The sequence below is a fragment of the Tardiphaga sp. vice154 genome (genome assembly GCF_007018645.1).
Taxonomy (GTDB): Bacteria; Pseudomonadota; Alphaproteobacteria; order Rhizobiales; family Xanthobacteraceae; genus Tardiphaga.
Map to the genome: position 1 here is coordinate 1,892,311 of NZ_CP041399.1, position 17,746 is coordinate 1,910,056.

The 17,746-nt window shown below is 64.2% G+C and carries 15 protein-coding genes; 6 read left to right on the forward strand and 9 right to left on the reverse strand.

What is annotated here, in order from left to right; all coding sequences use genetic code 11:
• Positions 1–24: 24 nt before the first annotated feature.
• A complete protein-coding gene (locus tag FIU28_RS08820) occupies positions 25–1,380 on the reverse strand; it encodes a malonyl-CoA decarboxylase (RefSeq protein ID WP_143572573.1) in 1,356 nt (451 codons plus the stop codon).
• 166 nt (positions 1,381–1,546) lie between these two features.
• Here FIU28_RS08820 and FIU28_RS08825 point away from each other — a divergent pair, with 166 nt between their 5' ends.
• Positions 1,547–2,536: an ABC transporter substrate-binding protein gene (locus tag FIU28_RS08825; protein ID WP_143572574.1), complete on the forward strand. Its 990-nt coding sequence runs from the start codon at positions 1,547–1,549 to the stop codon at positions 2,534–2,536.
• 212 nt (positions 2,537–2,748) lie between these two features.
• Here FIU28_RS08825 and FIU28_RS08830 read toward each other — a convergent pair whose 3' ends face one another.
• Positions 2,749–3,720: a flavin reductase gene (locus tag FIU28_RS08830; RefSeq protein WP_143572575.1), complete on the reverse strand. Its 972-nt coding sequence runs from the start codon at positions 3,718–3,720 to the stop codon at positions 2,749–2,751.
• Between the two features lie 131 nt (positions 3,721–3,851).
• Between FIU28_RS08830 and FIU28_RS08835 the strand changes: the two genes are divergently transcribed.
• Complete coding sequence (locus FIU28_RS08835; protein WP_143572576.1) at positions 3,852–4,898, forward strand: peptidase M29; 1,047 nt, start codon at positions 3,852–3,854, stop codon at positions 4,896–4,898.
• Positions 4,899–5,001: 103 nt separating this feature from the next.
• Here FIU28_RS08835 and FIU28_RS08840 read toward each other — a convergent pair whose 3' ends face one another.
• The 5 genes from FIU28_RS08840 to FIU28_RS08860 all read right to left on the reverse strand — a co-directional run bounded on the left by FIU28_RS08840 (position 5,002) and on the right by FIU28_RS08860 (position 10,900).
• Positions 5,002–5,985, reverse strand: coding sequence for a 3-hydroxybutyryl-CoA dehydrogenase (locus FIU28_RS08840; protein ID WP_143572577.1), 984 nt, complete (start codon positions 5,983–5,985; stop codon positions 5,002–5,004).
• On the reverse strand, positions 5,982–7,076 hold the full coding sequence (locus FIU28_RS08845) for an NAD/NADP-dependent octopine/nopaline dehydrogenase family protein (RefSeq protein WP_143572578.1): 1,095 nt from the start codon (positions 7,074–7,076) through the stop codon (positions 5,982–5,984). The genes FIU28_RS08840 and FIU28_RS08845 overlap by 4 nt, the downstream gene beginning before the upstream one ends.
• Positions 7,073–8,611 (reverse strand): class I adenylate-forming enzyme family protein, encoded by a 1,539-nt coding sequence (locus FIU28_RS08850; protein ID WP_143572579.1) that lies wholly within the window; start codon positions 8,609–8,611, stop codon positions 7,073–7,075. Before FIU28_RS08850 ends, FIU28_RS08845 begins: the two co-directional genes overlap by 4 nt.
• Before the next feature lie 178 nt (positions 8,612–8,789).
• Positions 8,790–10,070: an acyl-CoA dehydrogenase family protein gene (locus FIU28_RS08855; RefSeq protein ID WP_143572580.1), complete on the reverse strand. Its 1,281-nt coding sequence runs from the start codon at positions 10,068–10,070 to the stop codon at positions 8,790–8,792.
• Positions 10,067–10,900 (reverse strand): alpha/beta fold hydrolase, encoded by an 834-nt coding sequence (locus tag FIU28_RS08860; RefSeq protein ID WP_246660924.1) that lies wholly within the window; start codon positions 10,898–10,900, stop codon positions 10,067–10,069. The genes FIU28_RS08855 and FIU28_RS08860 overlap by 4 nt, the downstream gene beginning before the upstream one ends.
• A 337-nt stretch (positions 10,901–11,237) precedes the next feature.
• Between FIU28_RS08860 and FIU28_RS08865 the strand changes: the two genes are divergently transcribed.
• Entirely contained in the window at positions 11,238–12,410 is a 1,173-nt protein-coding gene (locus FIU28_RS08865) for an acyl-CoA dehydrogenase family protein (RefSeq protein WP_143572581.1), read from the forward strand.
• Between the two features lie 39 nt (positions 12,411–12,449).
• On the opposite strand, the gene FIU28_RS08870 is transcribed toward FIU28_RS08865, so the two are convergent.
• Complete coding sequence (locus FIU28_RS08870; protein ID WP_143572582.1) at positions 12,450–13,952, reverse strand: flavin-containing monooxygenase; 1,503 nt, start codon at positions 13,950–13,952, stop codon at positions 12,450–12,452.
• A 162-nt stretch (positions 13,953–14,114) separates the two neighbouring features.
• Positions 14,115–14,564 carry a cupin domain-containing protein gene (locus FIU28_RS08875; protein WP_143572583.1) on the reverse strand — a complete coding sequence of 150 codons (450 nt, stop codon included), beginning with the start codon at positions 14,562–14,564 and terminating at the stop codon, positions 14,115–14,117.
• 260 nt (positions 14,565–14,824) lie between these two features.
• Between FIU28_RS08875 and FIU28_RS08880 the strand changes: the two genes are divergently transcribed.
• From FIU28_RS08880 to FIU28_RS08890, 3 genes are all read left to right on the forward strand, one after another.
• Positions 14,825–15,853 (forward strand): AraC family transcriptional regulator, encoded by a 1,029-nt coding sequence (locus tag FIU28_RS08880; RefSeq protein ID WP_441351653.1) that lies wholly within the window; start codon positions 14,825–14,827, stop codon positions 15,851–15,853.
• 99 nt (positions 15,854–15,952) lie between these two features.
• Entirely contained in the window at positions 15,953–16,714 is a 762-nt protein-coding gene (locus tag FIU28_RS08885) for an SDR family NAD(P)-dependent oxidoreductase (protein ID WP_143572584.1), read from the forward strand.
• A 29-nt stretch (positions 16,715–16,743) separates the two neighbouring features.
• On the forward strand, positions 16,744–17,580 hold the full coding sequence (locus FIU28_RS08890) for an enoyl-CoA hydratase family protein (RefSeq protein ID WP_143572585.1): 837 nt from the start codon (positions 16,744–16,746) through the stop codon (positions 17,578–17,580).
• Positions 17,581–17,746: the final 166 nt, after the last annotated feature.

Consider the following 17,746-nt stretch of genomic DNA (forward strand, 5'->3'; position numbering starts at 1 on the left):
ACGTGCTGCAGTGCAGGGAGACGACTATCCCAGCCGCATGTCCAGCAGCCTTCTGCCTTCGGTCTTCAACTGCTTCTTCACGGCGCTGGAGGCCGCGATCTCGTAGTGGTCGGCGTAGGCTTCGTGGTTCTTCTCGATATCGTCGAGGCGATAGAGATAGTTCACCATCAGCCCGGCAGATTCGCGCAGTCCTTTCATTGAGACGTCGCCGAGCCAGTCGATGCGCTCAAGGCGCGCGCCGTTGCCGAGGTGGAAGCGGGCGACGGAATCCACCGGGCCGCCGCGCGCCGATTTCGCCTTGAGGAAATAATGCGCTGCGAGCGGTTCGAGCACGGTGCGGATCTGGGCGGCCAGCGGCGCGTCGTTGATCCATCCGGCATCGTCGAGATGCGCCAGCAGCGTGCGCTCCTCGTCGGTGATCGGCACGTCGGGCGCGCGCTGCAGCCACTTCATGAAGCCCGGCACCGGCGACAGCGTGACGAAACTTTCGAGCTTCGGCAGTTCGCGGCGCAATTCCTCGACTACCTGCTTGATCAGGAAATTGCCGAACGAAATGCCGCCCAGCCCGCGCTGGCAGTTCGAGATCGAATAGAACACCGCGGTGCGCGCGCGCTCGATCGCCACCGGTTGGCGGTCTTCTGCCAGCAGCGGCGCGATGGCGCCCGGAATGGTCTCGGTCAGCGCCACTTCGACGAAGATCAACGGCTCGTCAACCAAGGCGGGATGGAAAAATGCGTAGCAGCGCCGATCGACCGGATCGATGCGGCGGCGCAGATCGTTCCAGTCGTGGATCTCGTGGACGGCCTCGTATTTGATGACCTTTTCCAGAATGATGGCGGGTGTCGACCAGTCGATCCGGCGCAGCACGAGAAACCCCCTGTTGAACCACGATGCCAGAAGATGCACGCAGTCGCGATCGACGACGGCGAGTTCCTTGTGTGCGCCCTTGAGGTCGAGCAGGTCGGCGCGCATGTTGACCAGTTCGCCGGTGGCGCCCGGCGCGCGGTTGAGCCGGCGCAACAGCTCCTGCCGCCTCGGCTCCGAGGCGAAATGCAATTTACCGGCCGTGTCTCCGCTCGGATCGTTATGCCAGGCGGCGATGGCGCGCTCCAGCCGGTCCGCGTCCGGGCCGAACTGGCTCGCCATCGTCTCGAAGAAGGTCAGCCGGCCGGCTTCGTCGAGCTGATGGTAGCGGTCGAATACGCCGCGGGCGATCGCGGTCCCCGAAGCCTCGCCGCGACCCGACAGCAGTTCGGTACAGAGCTCGACCAGGTCGGAAGCGTTCTGTCGTGCATCAACGGACGCCGGCCCCAGCCGCAGCAGGGTGCGGCCGCGCTCCGAGATCGAGGCCAGAAGGTCGGAGAAGAAGTCGTTACTCATGGTCCATCAATTCCCGGCTGCTCAGCCCAATCAGACGACCCCGTATATCGCATTGCGGTCGATATTGCGCGGTCATTTGAAGCATGAAACAATTGTGAGCGGGCGGCATGTCGGCAAGACAATTGCATGGCGATGGTCTGACGATCCGGACACAGGGGACTTCAAGATGAAGCGGACTGCACTTACACGTCACGTTGTTGCGGCACTGGTGGCGGGCGCCACGCTCAGCGCCGGTTCGGCCTTTGCCCAGCAGACCATCAAGGTCGGCTGGACCATTCCGGCCGAGGAATCCAAATACTGGATGATGAAGCGGCCGCAGGAATTTCCGAATATCGGCAAGGCCTACAACATCGAATGGGTGCAGTTTCAGGGCACTGCGCCGATGACCCAGGCGCTTGCCGCCGGCGCGCTGGATTGCGCGACGCAGTCACCGCTGGCGCTGGCGCAGGGCGCTGTCAATGGCGGGCTGAAGGCCTATATCGTCGCGCAGCACGTCTCGGAAAAGCCGGGCAGCTATTCGGTGTATTGGGCGGTCAAGGATGATTCGCCGATCAAGACGATTGCCGATCTCAAGGGCAAGACGATGTCGATCAACACGCTCGGCTCCGGCATTTATGGGCCGATGGCGATCCTGCTGAAACAGGCTGGTCTTGACGCCGCCAAGGACGTCAAACTGGTCGAGGTCGGCTTCGCGCTGTCCGAAGAGGCGCTGCGTTCAGGCCGGGTCGATTCCGCGGTGATGAACCAGCCGTTCGCCGCGCGCATGGAAGCCAAGGGCGGCACGCGAAAACTGTTCTCGCTGTCGCAGCAGCAGCCCAATATCGTGCACATCCTGGAAGCCTGCCGCGTCGACTTCATCGAGAAGAGCCCGGACCTTGCCAAGCTCTATGTGCAGGATCTCACGCTCGGCATGCAGAAGGCGCTGGCCAACCGCGACGAAACCTTGAAGGTCGTCAACGAAGTCATGAAGGCGCCGATCCCGGTGCTGGAAACCTATCTGCTTAAGGACAACGACTTCGCGCGTGACCCGGGTGCGGCGCCGAACTTCACGGCGATCCAGCAGATGCTCGACGTCTATGTCGAGACCGGCATGCTGTCGAAGAAGATCGACGTCGCCGGCTGGAAGCATCCGACCATCGTCGCGCCGCTGAAGTAAGCGAACGTTCGGGAAAAACGGCGCTGCATCGAATCGATGCGGCGCCGTTTTGTTTTGCGGCCTCAAACTTCGTCGTCATCCTGAGGTGCCGTCGCGAAAGCGGCGGCCTCGAAGGATGCGCCGCGAGCGCCGTCTCCCGTCGCCGCATCCTTCGAGGCTCCCCCTTCGCGTGAGCGCCTCAGGATGACGACTTCGGAGATGCCGCAGTCCCCCTACTCGCCGTCCTTTTCCGCCATGCCGCTGTCGATCAGCAAGTCCAGCGCGTGCTTGATCGTCGCGCGCTCGCTGTCGCTGAACTGCTTCAGCAACTCAGCTTCATGCGCTAGCGCCGCTGCCTGCACCGGCTTGACACGGGCGCGGCCCTTTGCCGTCAAATGCAGCGTGACGCGGCGGCGGTCTTCCGACGCGTTCTGCCGTTTCAGGAACCCGTCGCGCTCCATGCGGTCGAGCACCTTGGTCAGGCCGGGCTGCTTCATCAGCGCCATCGCGGCCAGTTCACCGACCGACAGGCCCTCGACATCCATCAGGCAGGCCAGCACGCGCCATTCAGGCACGGTGAGATCCCATTCCTTCAGCCGCGCATGGAATTCGCGGGACACGTTGAAGCTCGCGCGCGCCAGCAAATATGACAGATAGTTGCGCGCAAAGCTGCCGCTGGCGAGTTTCGGCGCGCGGCGCAGCGCGTTGTCGATGCGACGCAACTCGCCGGAATGAAACACCAGCGGATCGTGATTTCGCTCGACGAAGCGCACGACCTCGCCGACCAGGATGGTGTGGTCGCCGCCGGGATAGCGCGCCCAAGTCTTGCATTCGAAGATCGGCGCGAGACCCTCGATCAGCGGCGCGCCGGTGACGCCGGGCGCGTGCACGATGTCGGCGAACTTGTCGGAGCCACGGCGGCCGAACCGCATCGCCAGCTCGCCATGATTGGCCCCGAGAAAATGAATCGCGAACGCCTCGGCCGCGACGAACGGATCGTGGCTAGGCGACGATTTGGCGACGCTCCACAACACCAAGGGCGGATCGAGCGATACGGAGGAAAACGAATTCGCGGTCATGCCGACGGGATGGTCGCCCGCCATCGCGGTGACCACCGTCACACCGGTCGGAAACTGACCGAGCGCCTGGCGAAACGGCACCGGGCTTACCGCCTGTGTGGCCTTTGCGTTGCTGTCATCGGTCATCGAACTGCGCCTGGTGTGCGGGGACAGCGCGCGATTACGCGCTGTGCTTTAACGTTAAAAATATGCCTTTTCATATAACACGCTCGCCCCTATCATCCAACGATAATCGCCGTAAACACTGGAGAACACGCATGCTGGCAGATCGCATCGAGGCGAAATGGATCGACGCGTTTTGCGAGATTTTTGAGCGCTGCGCGGTCAAGCCCGGTGATACCGCAGCGATTCTTTCCGAGACGCAATCGCGTGCGCTCAACGTGCACCTCGCAGAACTGGCGCTGCTGCGGATGGGAGCCAGGCCGTTCCATGTGATCCTGCCGACGCCGCGCAACCGGCAGGTGGTGCCGATCCGCTCGACCGGCGCGTCGGAAGCGATCGGGCAGTTGGGCCCGGTGGTGTCGGCCCTGCAGCAGGCCGGCTTCGTGGTGGATTGCACCATCGAAGGCCTGATGCACGCCAAGGAGACGCCGGAGATCCTGAAGGCCGGCGCGCGCATTCTGGTGATCTCCAACGAACACCCCGAAGCGCTCGAGCGCATGGTGCCGGACAGCGCGCTGGAGAAGCGCGTCCGCGCGGCGGCGAAGATGCTGCGCGGAACCAAGAACATGAAGGTGACGTCGGCGGCGGGCACCGATCTCGATGTCGATATGCAGGGCGCGGCGACGGTCGGCGTCTGGGGCTGGACCGACAAGCCCGGCACGCTGGCGCACTGGCCGGGTGGCATCGTGGTGAGCTTCCCGAAAAGCAAGACCATCAACGGCACGCTGGTGATGGACGCCGGCGACATCAACCTGACCTTCAAACGCTATCTCACCTCGCCGGTGCGTATGGTGCTGAAAGACGACTATGTGGTGGAGCTCACCGGCGAGGGCGCCGATGCCGAGATGATGAAGCGCTACCTCGCGGCCTGGGGCGACAAGGAAGCCTATGCGGTGTCGCATGTCGGCTGGGGCATGAACCCGAACGCGCGCTACGAATCGCTTGCGATGTACGACCAGCGCGACACCAACGGCACCGAGATCCGCGCCGTCGCCGGCAACTTCCTGTTCTCCACCGGCGCCAATGAATTCGCCGGGCGCTACACTGCCGGGCATTTCGATCTGCCGGTGTTCAACACGACGATCACGTTGGACGGCGTAGAAGTGATCAAGGCCGGCGTGCTGCAGGATGTGTTCGGATAGTTTGCGGCGCTCGTAGCCCGGATGGAGCGCCGCGCAATCCGGGGAAACCGCGCCTAACTGATGCGCCGGCCCCGGATTTCGCTGCGCTTCATCCGGGCTACATCTACAGCACTGGCGGTTTGGCCAGTTCGAAATGCCTGAGCAAATCGACAAAGGCCGCCAGCCGCTGCTCGCGGTAGGCATCGACGTCCATGCCGGCATAGTCGAGGAACCCCTCGCCGGTTCGCAGGCCGACTTTTCCTTCGGTCATGTTGCGGCCGATGATATCGGGTGCTGCATAGCGCTGATTGCCGAGCGCGCCGGTGAGATACTGGCTGGCATAGTGTAGGATATCGCCGCCGCCCCAGTCGATGAATTCCAGCAGGCCGAGCACCGCGAAGCGGAAACCGAAACCGTATTTGATCGCCTTGTCGATATCGGCAGCGGACGCAACGCCTTCCTCGACCATGCGCGCGGCCTCGTTCATGGCGAGCGCCTGAATCCGCGGCACGATGTAGCCGGGCGTCGCCGCGCAAACGACGGGCTTCTTGCCGATGCCCTCCAGCAGCGTAAGGACGCGCGCGGTGATCGCGGGATCGGTCGCGTTGCCCGGCGACAGTTCGACCAGCGGCACCAGATAGGCCGGATTGAGCCAGTGCGCGTTGAGGAAGCGCGCGGGATGCTCGACCGCGCTCGAAATGTCGTCGACCAGGATTGTCGAGGTGGTGGAAGCGATGATCGCGTCGGGGCCGGCAAGCCGTGACGCCTTCGCCAGCGCGTCGCGCTTGAGGTCGAGTACTTCCGGCACGCCTTCGAAAATGATCGCGGCCGAGGATAGCGCTGCCGCAGCGCCGGCCTCCGGTACCACGCTGACTCGGGACATCAATGTCTCGACATCGGCCGCGCTCAACAGACCGAAGCGCGACAGCGACGCAAAGGTCTTGCGGATCTCGCCGAGCGCCTCGGCTTCCAGCACTGCGAACTTGTTGGCATCGCGCGCTTTGAAATCGACGATCGCGACGTCGTGGCCGGCATAGGCGAAGGCCACCGCAATGCCGCGGCCCATGCGGCCGGCACCGAGGCAGGCGATGGCGTCGCGCGCGGTCATGACGCGAACCCTTCACGCAGCAGTTTCAGAAGACCATCGCGGTCGAGATCGCCGAAACCCAATGAGGCCAGCGTGCGGCCGCCCTGCAAGAAGTTCTCGCCGCAGATGGCGCCGCCGATCGCCAGGAATGCTTTCATCAAGGGCGTATCGGTGCCGGAAAGCGTCGCGCAGGACAGGAAGAACGACAGGCCGGTGCGCAGATCCTCGCGCATGTAGCGGTGCTCGGTCAGCACGATATGTTCGCGCCAGTCGCCGGAGTCGGTGAGACGGTCATGCGAGCCGCGGCCGTACATCCACTCCTCGCCATCCTTGGCGTAGTGCTGCACGAGGGGGAAATGCGAACCGCCATAGCCGAAGGCTTCGCGAATGGCGATGCGCTCGGCATCGAGCGCGTCGGTGACGCGGCGGATCGCGGGTTGCGTGCCTTCCTTGTGAATGTCCCAGGTTTCGAAATGCTCCAATGGCCCGGCATTCATCACGATCAGCGGCGGATGGATGATAGGGCCGGCATTCATCAGCGCGCCGGACAAAGCATCGCCGCACGGCTCGATCACGCCCTGGAAGGCCTTGTCAATCACCTTGCAGGCGTAGTCCGACAGCGACAGCGGAAACACGCCGGTCGGCAGCCGCTTGGCGCGGATGGTGATCGAGACCTCGAAGGGCCCGTGCTTGCGCGCCAGCCAGGGCAGCGTGCCGGTCTCGGCAAAGGCGACGCGGGCGTGGTTGCCGGCGTCATGGGCAGCTTTGGCGAAGATCATCGAGCCGAAGGTCGCCGGCGGAAGATACACCACCTGGCCATCCGCCAAATGCGGCGAGAGCTGCGCGGCGATGTCGGGCTGCGCGAAGGCCGGTGTCGGGCACAGGATCAGCTCGGCGTCGCGAATCGCTTCGGCGATGTCGGTGGTGACCAGTGCGAGCCGGGTGTCGTGGGTGCCCTGCGCGTTCTTCACGACAATCCGCGAGCCGGCGGCGCGATGCGCGGCGACGGCGTCGGCGTCGCGGCGCCAGAGGCGGACCTCGTGGCCCTGCAGGGTAAAATCACCGGCCGCCGCAAACGATCCGTTGCCGCCGCCCAGAACTGCGATTTTCAATGGGATTCTCCGTCGATCGGCGTCGCCGCCTGGTCTTGCTTCAACTTGAAATGCTGCACCTTGCCGAGCGCAGTGCGCGGCAGCTCGGTGACGAAGACGATATCGCGCGGCACCTTGAAGCGGGCGAGCTGCGTCAGAACATGTGCGCGCAGCGCTTCGGCGGTAACGCTGCCATCCGGCCGCCGAATCACATAGGCGACCGGCACCTCCGTCCATTTCGGATCGGGCAGGCCGACGACGCCGACCTCGGCAACGTCGGGATGCTCCAGCAGCACGCGCTCGACTTCCGCCGGATAGATGTTCTCGCCGCCGGAGATGATCATGTTCTTCTTGCGGTCGTGGACCCAGAAGTAACCGTCGGCGTCGCGGGTGCCGATGTCGCCGGTGCGGTACCAGCCGTCATGCAGCGCCTCCGATGTCGCCGCCTCGTTGCCCCAATATTCGAAGAACACGTTGGGGCCGCGCACCGCGATCTCGCCGGCGGTGCCGGTGGGCAGTTCGGTGCCGGAATCATCGACGATCATGGCCTCGCAGCACAGGCCGGGCAGGCCGGTCGAACCGGTGCGCGAGAGGTCGCCGCCGAGCCGCGTGTAGATCGAAATCGGGCAGGTCTCGGTGGAGCCATAGACCTGCAGCACCGGGATGCCGCGCGCGCTGAGCCGGGCAATCAGATGCGGCGGCACGATCTGCGAGCCGGTGGAAACCGCCTTGAGGCAGACCACGTCGGCGGCGGCCCATGCCGGATGCTCGGTCATCGCCTGGATGATCGCCGGCACCCACACCGTCAGCGTCGGTCGCTGATGGGTGATGGCGGAAAGCGTCGAGTCGGGCGTGAAGCGGGCGTGGATCGTCACTGTGGCGCCGATGTGCAGCGCCGGCGTGGTCTGGATGTTGAGGCCGCCAACATGGAAAAACGGCAGCACGGTCAGCACGTGGTCGTCGGAGGTCAGGCCATGCATGTGCTGGCTCATGATGCCGTTCCACAGCAGCGCCTCCTGGCGCAGCACGGCGCCCTTGGGGCGGCCGGTGGTGCCGGAGGTGTAGACGATCAGAAGCGGGCAGGTGAGGTCGGTATGCGGATTGCGGCCGTCGCCTGACGCCGTCGCCAGCAGGGCTTCGAATGTTCGCGCCGGAGCAGGCGGCGAAAAATCGAGCGCGATGATTCGGGTGTCGGGCAGCTCATTGGCCAGCGCCGGCAGGATCGCGGCGAAAGCCTGTTCCAGCACCAGCACCTTCACCGACGCATCGGCGAGAATGAACATTTGCTCGGCCACCGCCAGCCGCCAGTTCAGCGGCACCAGCATCGCGCCGAGCCGCGCGCAGGCATAGAGCAGCACCAGATAGTCCGGCCGGTTGAGGCTGAGAATGGCGACCCGGTCGCCGCGGCCGACATGGCATTCGGCCTTCAGCGCCTTCGCGGTCGCCTCGATGCGCGCGTTGAAGACGGCATAGCTGAGCGTCGCGCCCTCGAAACGAATCGCGGGCCTGTCCGGCGTGAAGGCCGCGTTGCGGGCGATGAGGTCGGAGAGATCCACGATGGGTTATCCGTCTGTCGTGCGAACCTGTTCAACTCTCGGCGCACTCTGCGGTCATCCTGAGGTGCCGTCGCCCTTGCGACGGCCTCGAAGGATGCGCCGCAAGCGCCGGCGTCTGTCGCCGCATCCTTCGAGGCTCGCCAAGTGGCTCGCACCTCAGGATGACGGTGACGGAGTCCTACTCGTCCTTCTCGCCCTGTTCGTACAGCGCGTCGCGGCCGATGCGGTCGAGGCAGAGTTCGGCGGTCCATGGCAGCATCAACGCGCCGCAACGGCTGTCGCGGTAGATGCGCTCCAGCGGAAGCGATTTCAGCATCGCCTGTCCGCCGCAGGTGCGGATCGCCAGGGTCGCGATCTCATTGGCGCCTTCCATCACGGAATATTGCGCCGCGTAGGCGCGCAACACCTGCTCCTTGCTGGGGTTGGCGCAGGCCTCGGTCACCGCCTGGAACCAGATGCCCTTGATCTGCTCGAGCTTGATCTGCATCTGCGCCACCGCGATCTGCTTGGTCTGATACATCCTGCGCTTCACCGGCGGCGTGCCCGGCACTTCGCCGCGCAGATATTTGACGGTGAAATCATAGGCCGCCTGCGCGAGGCCGACATAGGTCGGCGACAGCGTGAGAAACATATGCGGCCAGCGCATCGCGGCCTGGAAATACACCCCGCGCGGCATCAGCGCCGCGTCATGCGGCACGAACACGTCCTTGAACAGCAGCGTGCGCGAGACCGTGCCGCGCATGCCCAGGGGATCCCAGTCGCCGACCACCGCGACGCCCGGCGCGTCGGCCGGTAACGCGAGATACAGCGTATTGCGGCGCGACGCCTTCTCGCCCTCAAGCATCTCTGTGCACAGCACGCCATAGTAATTTGCGTGGCCGGCGAGCGAGGCAAAAATCTTCTTGCCGTTAACCAGCCAGCCGCCCTCGACCGGCTTCGCCTCGGTGCCGAAGGCGACACCGCCGGCGGCGGCCGCGCCGCCTTCGGAGAACGGCTGCGAATAGATCGCGCCGTCTTCGACAATGCGCTTGTAGTGAATGGCGCGGCGGCGCTCCTGGTCGGCGCGGGTCGGCTCGTCCATGTCGAGGTCATCGGCGAGCGGGCCGGACCACAAAGTCGAGCAGACATGCATGTTCCAGGTCAGCGCGGTGGCGCCGCAATAGCGGCCGATCTCGGCGGCCGTCATGGCGTAGGTCTGATAGTTCGCGCCGAGCCCGCCATGCTGTTTGGGGATCGCGATGCCGAGCAGGCCGGCTTCGTGCAGGTCCTTGTAGTTGTCCGACGGAAAGCGCGCTTCCTTGTCCCAGATCGATGCGCGGCCGGCGAACACGCTTTGCCCGAGCATGCGCGCGCGGGTCATTATCTCCGCCTGCTCATTGGTGAGGCCGTAGGCCTTGGGATCGAAGATCGGTCTGTCGAGCACGATGGCGTCGAGGTCGAGTTTAGCGGGCATGTTCATGAGGATGTTCCCGAAACTTCGTGGCTGGTGGTGAGAAAGTCGCGCAGCACTTCGTTGAATTCGTTGGGACGTTCAAAACCGGCGAGATGGCCGACGCCTTCGAGTTCGACATAGGTCGAGCCCTTCACGAAGGTCGCCATCTTGGCCATTGTCTTGGCCGGGGCGTTGTTGTCCTTGGAGCCGGACAGCAGCAGCGTTGGTACTGTAATGTCGGCAAGGTTCTTGCGCAGGTCGAAGCCGATCATTGCCTTCATCGAGCTGCGATAGCTGTCCGGCTTGACCGACGCCATGCAATCGAGCGCGAGCGCCACGCCGTCAGCGCTGGGCTGCTCGCCGACCAGATCCTGCACCAGCTTCGGTGCCATCGACACCATCGTCTCGCCGCGATCGAGCGGGCCAAGCCGGGTCTCGATGAAATTCTTCTGCCATTCGCCGTCGGAGCTGCCGAACGCCGAGCTGGTCTGCGCCAGCACCGCGGCACCGGCGAGATCGGGATGCATCACGAGAAACTGCTGCACGATCATGCCGCCGATCGAATGGCCGACCAGCACCGGCTTTGTCGCGCCGAGTTGTTCGAGGAAATCCTTCAGCGCGTCGGCGAGCGTGGCAATGCTGGTGACGGGTAGCGGCTGCGAGCCGCCATAGCCGGGCATGTCCCAGGCAATGGCGTAGTAACGGTCTGAGAAGGCGTCTAGCTGGCTGCGCCAACCGCGCGCCGCGCCGCCGATGCCATGCAGGAATACCAGTGGCACCGCCTTCGGGTCGCCTGCCGCCTCATAGCCGAAGCGACCGTCCTTGGTGGTCATGGCTGTTGTGTCAGTCACGTGCATCTCCCTGGGCGGGTTGAACGGGGGTAGATCCTAGCAGGCAAAAATTATATGAAAAGCGATTGTTTTAGACTTAAAGCGCTTCCGGATGCCTAGCTGGTGGGCAATTGCTGCGCTGCACCTGTCTCCTGCTCTCCGTCGTCATGGTGAGGAGCGCGCCTTTGGCGCGCATCTCGAACCGCGGCGTCAATCGGTCATCCTTCGAGACGCGGTCGCAGGCGACCGCTCCACAGGATCAGGGAGAGTTTGTGGAAACAGGGCTTCGCATCAACGGCCGTGCCCCTTGCCGGAAATCTCTTTAAGTTTAAAACAATCTCATCGCGGAGCAGGAAAGCCAAGCATGTCCGATCAATCGTTTTTATCGTGGCCGTTTTTCGAGGATCATCACCGCAATTTGTCGGCCGAACTGTCGCAATGGGCAGCAGCCACCGTCCCTGATCTGATCGACCATCACGATACCGATGGCTCCTGCCGGCGGCTGGTGCGGGCGCTGGGTGAGGCCGGCTGGCTGCGGGTCGCGGTGCCGGCCAGCCATGGCGGTCTCTATCCGAATTTCGACGTGCGCGCATTGTGCCTGGTACGCGAGACGCTCGCCTATGTCAGCGGCCTCGCCGACTTTGCCTTCGCGATGCAGGGGCTTGGCACCGGGCCGATCAGCCTGTTCGGCAGCGACGAGTTGAAGGCGCGCTACCTCCCACGCGTCGCAACCGGTGAGTCGATCGCGGCCTTCGCGCTGTCGGAGACCGATGCGGGCTCCGACGTCGCGGCGATGACGACATCAGCCGTTCCGGATGGCAACGACCATGTCCGCATTACCGGCAGCAAGACCTGGATTTCCAATGGTGGCATCGCCGATCATTATGTGGTCTTCGTGCGTACCGGCGAGGACGGCGCGCGCGGCATCAGCGCTTTTGTCGTCGATGCCGACACGCCCGGCCTGACCATATCGGAGCGAATCGACGTGATCGCGCCGCATCCGCTGGCGACGCTGACCTTCGAGGACTGCCGCGTGCCGCGGGCCAACCAGATCGGCAAGGACGGCGAAGGCTTCAAGGTCGCGATGGCGACGCTCGACGTGTTTCGCTCCACCGTGGGCGCCGCGGCGCTCGGTCTCGGCCGGCGCGCGCTGGACGAGGCGGTGCATCGTTCCGTAACGCGCAAAATGTTCGGCCATACGCTGGGTGACCTGCAACTGACGCAAGCCGGCCTCGCCGACATGGCGACCGACATCGACGCCTCCGCGCTGCTGATCTATCGCTCGGCCTGGACCAAGGACCAGGGCGCGCCGCGCATCACCCGCGAAGCCGCGATGGCCAAGATGTTCGCCACCGAAGCCGCGCAAAAGGTGATCGACCGCGCCGTGCAGATCTTCGGCGGCATGGGCGTGCAGTCCGGCGTCAAGGTCGAGGAGCTGTACCGCGAGATCCGCGCCCTGCGGATCTATGAGGGCGCCACCGAAGTGCAGAAGGTCATTATTGGTCGCGAGTTGATCAAGACGGCGCAATCCAGCTAAGTCGGTCGGGCGAGCCGGTCACGGCTCGCCCGCGGCCCGTCAAGCGGCGGTGGCTTCCGCCGTGTAGTCCGGCGTGGAAGCCAGAAACCTTGCATAGGCATCGGCGTCCGGCGGCGTGAATTTCTCGACCAGCGCGCGGCGCCGCCTGTCGCGGGCGCCCATGTCGTCGAGTAGCTCGTCGAAATGCTTGAAGTGATAGGGGGCCACGCAGAGCCCGCCATAGATGCCGGCCGCGGGCCGCTCGACGCGCTTGAAATGCAGCATCTCGTCCATGTTCCGGTGCATCTCGGCCGCCGTTGGCTGTTTCGCCAGCATGCCGTCCGCATAGCGGACCAGCCAGTTGGCCGCCATTTCCGCCGTCAGCACCGAGCAGAAGCTGGAATTGAATCCGACGAATCCCATGTCCGGCAGGTCCGGGTTGGCGATCACGCGATACAGACGGTACTGACCGTCCGACTGGATCAGCCTGTCGCGATATGGCTGCGGCAGGAACGGCACGCCAAGCTTGAACCCGATCGCCTGCACCACGATATCCGCCTCGACGCGCTGGCCGCCCGACATCACGATCGTCTTGCCGTCATAGTGGTCGAAGGTGCCGCGGATCGCCTTGATGCGGCCGTCGGCGACCATCGGGAAAAATCCCGGCGTGGCGATCGGAACCGAACAATTGATGCCGTCCTCGATCCGTCCGGCCGGCACCATGTCGCATTTCTTGAGTTTGAGCTGCGCCTTCAGCAAGGCTTCCAGACCGCGCCAGTTGGCCCAGACGAAGGGCTTGGCAATCGCATGATTGAGCCGCGACAGTGCGCTCAGTCCCCAGCCGCGAAACATTTCCTCCTGGGCGCGGATGTAAAGGATGCGCTTGAAGTTGATCACGCCGCCGATGAAATAGGGAATCCGCCATACCGGCTCGCGATAGACGAAGGTCACCTCGCTGGCGCCGGCATTCACCGACTGCACGGCAATATCGGTGGCCGATTTCGATCCGCCGAGTACGACGACCTTCCGGCCTTTGACGATGGATGAATCGGTGTGCTCCGCCGAATGCCGTATAATACCGCCGGCCGCTTTGAAGTCGTCTTCGCCGGCATGGTGCAATTCCTTGCGCTCGTTGAACTGCCCGGTGCAGACGGCGACGAAATCGAATATTTCTCGCGTGGTGGTGCCGGCCGCATTGCGGATCTCCAGCGTCCAGCCTGGCTGGCCGTCGTCGCGGCGATTCATGCTGACGACGGTCGTCTCAAAGCGCATCAGCGGGAGCAGTTGGTAGTCACGGGCATAGTCGGCGAGATAGGCGTAGACCTGCGGGCCTTTGGGCCATTCGGGATAGTCTGCCGGCATCGGCTTGTCGGTGAAGCGGTAGAGCTCCTTGGGGCTCTGCGTCTGGACCCCGGGATAAGAGCGCGCCGGCTCCCAGACGCCGCCGAGGTCGCCGCTGCGTTCCAGCACCGAGACCTTGTGCCCGCGCGCGGTGAAAGCCTTGGCGGCGGCAAGGCCGGCGATGCCGGCGCCGATGACGCAAACGCTTTTCTGTCGGACCATGGCTTGTCTCCTGTTGATGCCCGACTGATCGGGGAGCGTGCGGGATCATGCGCGCGGGCTCCGGCCCGGGCGCGACCTGTGCCGGTGAAAGAGGTGCGGGTCGCGCGCGGGCTCCGGCCCGGGCGCGACCTGTGCCGGTGAAAGAGGTGCGGGTCGTCGAGCCTAATCGTTGGCTTCCGGCGGAAGGAAGTTCACTTCGTGGTCGGCAGACACCCGGACAATAGCTTCGATGTCGCTCATGTTATGAAGCTGCTTGAACAGCGCTTCGAGCTTCTGTGTCGGCGATACCCAGAACAGTGCCCGGGCGGGTTTGTCCGATTTGTTGAAATAGCCATGCGGAATGCCGCGCGGCAGCCGCACCAGATCGCCGGCAAAGGCGCGGACCCACTGGCCATCGAGTTTGAGATCGAGCACGCCCTCCTGTACCAGGATGAACTCTTCCTGGGTGGGATGGATATGCACCGGCACAAACTGGCCGGGATCGCTATTGGTCTCGAAAGCGAAGGTGGACTCGGAGATGGCCTTCGGGAAGTAGACCTGTCCGAGGATGTTCCAGGTGGTGCCGCCATAGCCCGTCCCGTTCTGGGTTATTCCTTTTTCGAGTGCCGCCATGTCTGCGTTTCCTCTCGTTAATGCCTTTGGGAATGCTGCGTGGCTTGCGGGAATGTCGCTAGCCGTTGAACGAATTCATGATCCAGCCGACGAAATAATTACCGCGACTGGCCCGGCGCGCTGCGCCTGCACACTCCTTTTTGTAGTCGCGGACCTGCGCATTCATTGTGCAGCACGGCAAAATTTGCGGCGCAGCGCCTGCTAGGCGTGACGATGCGACTTGGCTAGTCTGGGTGCCAGGGCGTGCAAGCGATCGGACCATGATGGTGGATGCTGCGATACCGAGCCATGCCGAACCGATCCGCGCCGAGAGGCTTGCGGCATTCTCCCGCGTTTCCACCACGGACCTCGATGAGGCCGCCGAGGCAATCGGGCGCATCTTCTGTCCGCACGTGCTGGATCCGGTACAGCGTTCCTGGCCGGATTTTCACGCGCAGCACAATTGCGCCGCCTTGAACGGCTGTTCGGTGAATTATGTGTCCTATGGCGGTTCGGTCGCGATTGACCCCGGCTGCCTCGATCGCTTCTTCCTGTTGCAGATCCCGCTGCAGGGCGGCGCGCGGATCGACACCGGAGGCCGGACGATCGAGGTTTCGGCGGGGCGTTCGGCGTCGTTGCTGTCGCCGACCATGCCGACCCAGATGGTCTGGCATGACCACTGCGCCAAGTTGATCCTGCTGGTCGAACGACAACTCGTCGAGCAGCGCGCGGCGGCGCTGGCGGAAAAATCGGGTGTTGCCATCGAATTCGATCCGAGGATCGATCTGAACACGCCGTTTGGCGTCGCGCTGCGTTCCCAGATCGAATACCTCGCCGAGCTCGCGGAGCGATGCGGTCCCGGGCAGCAGATCTCGCCGATGATCGCGGCGACCCTGCGGGATTCCATCATCGGATTGCTGCTCACCGGTCAGCGACATACCCTTACCGACAATATCGAACGGCTTCCGGCGCGCCTTGGCCCGTTGCCGTCGGTGCTGCGAAAGGCACGGGACTATCTCGAAGCCCATGCGACCCAGCCGCTCGATCTCGAGCGGCTGGCGCGCGAGGCGGGGATCGGGATACGGTCGCTGCAGCTCGGCTTCCGACGGCATTTCGGCATGTCGATTTCGGACGCGCTGCTGGATATCCGGCTGACGCACTTGCAGGCCCGCCTGATGTGCGCTGCGCCTGGCCAGCGCGTGACCGATCTGGCCTTCGATCTCGGGTTCACCCATCTGAGCCGGATGGCTAACGTATACCGCCAGCGTTACGGCGAGAGCCCGTCGGAGACGCTGCGCCGCCATCGCTAGTATTTGGCTAGTATTCGTCGATCCGGCGCTTCCTTGCAAAAGCTTGAAGCATAAAATAATATCCGGGCAGGCTCATGGCGAGCCTGCCGAAGGTGACGCATGTCCGGATTGTCCCGTTCCACCCACGCGCTGGTCACCGGCGGCGGCCGCGGCATCGGCCGCGCCATTGCCGCGTCGCTGGCGCAGGCGGGTGCCACGGTGACGATCATGGGCCGCAACCTCGCTTCGCTGGACGAGGTGATCGCCGCCGGCGAGGCGCACTTCGCCATCACCGCCGACGTCTCCAATCAGGCTTCTGTTACAGCCGCCATCGCGGATGCCGCCACGCGGCAGCCGTTCGACATTCTCGTCGCCAATGCCGGGGCGGCGGAATCCGCGCCGTTCGGCCGTTCTGACGCGGCGCTGTTTCAGCGCATGATGGACGTCAACTTCATGGGCGTTGTCTACGCCGCCCAGGCCGTGCTGCCGGGCATGGTCGCCGCCCGCAATGGCCGCATTGTCGCGGTGGCCTCCACCGCCGGCCTGAAGGGCTATGCCTATGTCAGCGCCTACGCCGCCGCCAAACATGCGGTGATCGGGCTGGTGCGCTCGCTGGCGCTGGAGGTCGCGAGCAAGGGCGTCACGGTGAATGCCGTTTGCCCGGGTTTTACCGAGACGGATCTGCTGGAAGACAGTATCGACAACATCATCAGCAAGACCGGGCGCACGCGCGAGCAAGCCGTTGCCGAACTGTCGAAGCATAATCCGCAAGGCCGGCTGGTAACGCCGCAGCAGGTCGCCGATGCCGTGATCTGGCTGTGCGGAGAAAAGGCCGGCGCGATCACCGGCCAGGCCATCGCGGTTGCCGGCGGCGAAATCTGATACCTAAAAAATAATCGCAGGGAGTTCTCATGCAAAAGTTCGCCAATCCCGTCACGCTGCCGCTGGTTGATTACAGACCGGAGCACTTCCTGCTCACGGTCGCGGATGGCATCGCGACCGTGACGCTGAACCGGCCGGAGCGGAAGAACCCGCTGACCTTCCAGAGCTACCGCGAACTCACCGACTTCTTCCGCGCCTGCGCGATGGATGACAGCGTCAAGACCATCGTGGTGACCGGCGCCGGCGGTAACTTCTCGTCGGGCGGAGACGTGTTCGAGATCATCGGCCCGCTGGTCGAGATGAACACCAAGGACCTCACCGCCTTCACGCGGATGACCGGCGACCTCGTCAAGGCGATGCGCGGCTGCCCGCAGCCGGTGATCGCCGCCGTCGAAGGCATCTGCGCCGGCGCCGGCGCTATCATGGCGATGGCCTCCGACCTCCGGATCGCCGCCACCGGCGCCAAGGTCGGCTTCCTGTTCAACAAGGTGGGCCTGGCCGGCTGCGACATGGGCGCCTGCGCGATCCTGCCGCGCATCATCGGCCAGTCGCGCGCTTCCGAGCTGCTTTATACCGGCCGCTTCATGACCGCCGAGGAGGGCGAGCGCTGGGGCTTCTTTAGCCGCATCGTGTCGTCCGGCGAGGTGCTGACGCAGGCACAGGCACTGGCGAAGCAGATCTCCGAGGGCCCGACCTATGCCAACACCATGACCAAGCGCATGCTGGCGATGGAATGGGCGATGTCTGTGGAAGAGGCTATCGAGGCCGAAGCCGTGGCGCAGGCGCTGTGCATGACCACCGACGATTTTGCCCGCGCCTTCCACGCCTTCGCCAACAAGCAGAAGCCGGTGTTCGAGGGCAATTGACGTCGTCTGTAGCCCGGATGGAGCGCAGCGAAATCCGGGGCGGGCTCCCCTGTTGACGCTCTGACACCGGATTGCGCTGCGCTCCATCCGGGCTACGCGATGTCATTCCGGGCACCTGCTGCCGCCCAAACAGGCTTGCGCGGAAATGCTTTAGGATTAAAATATC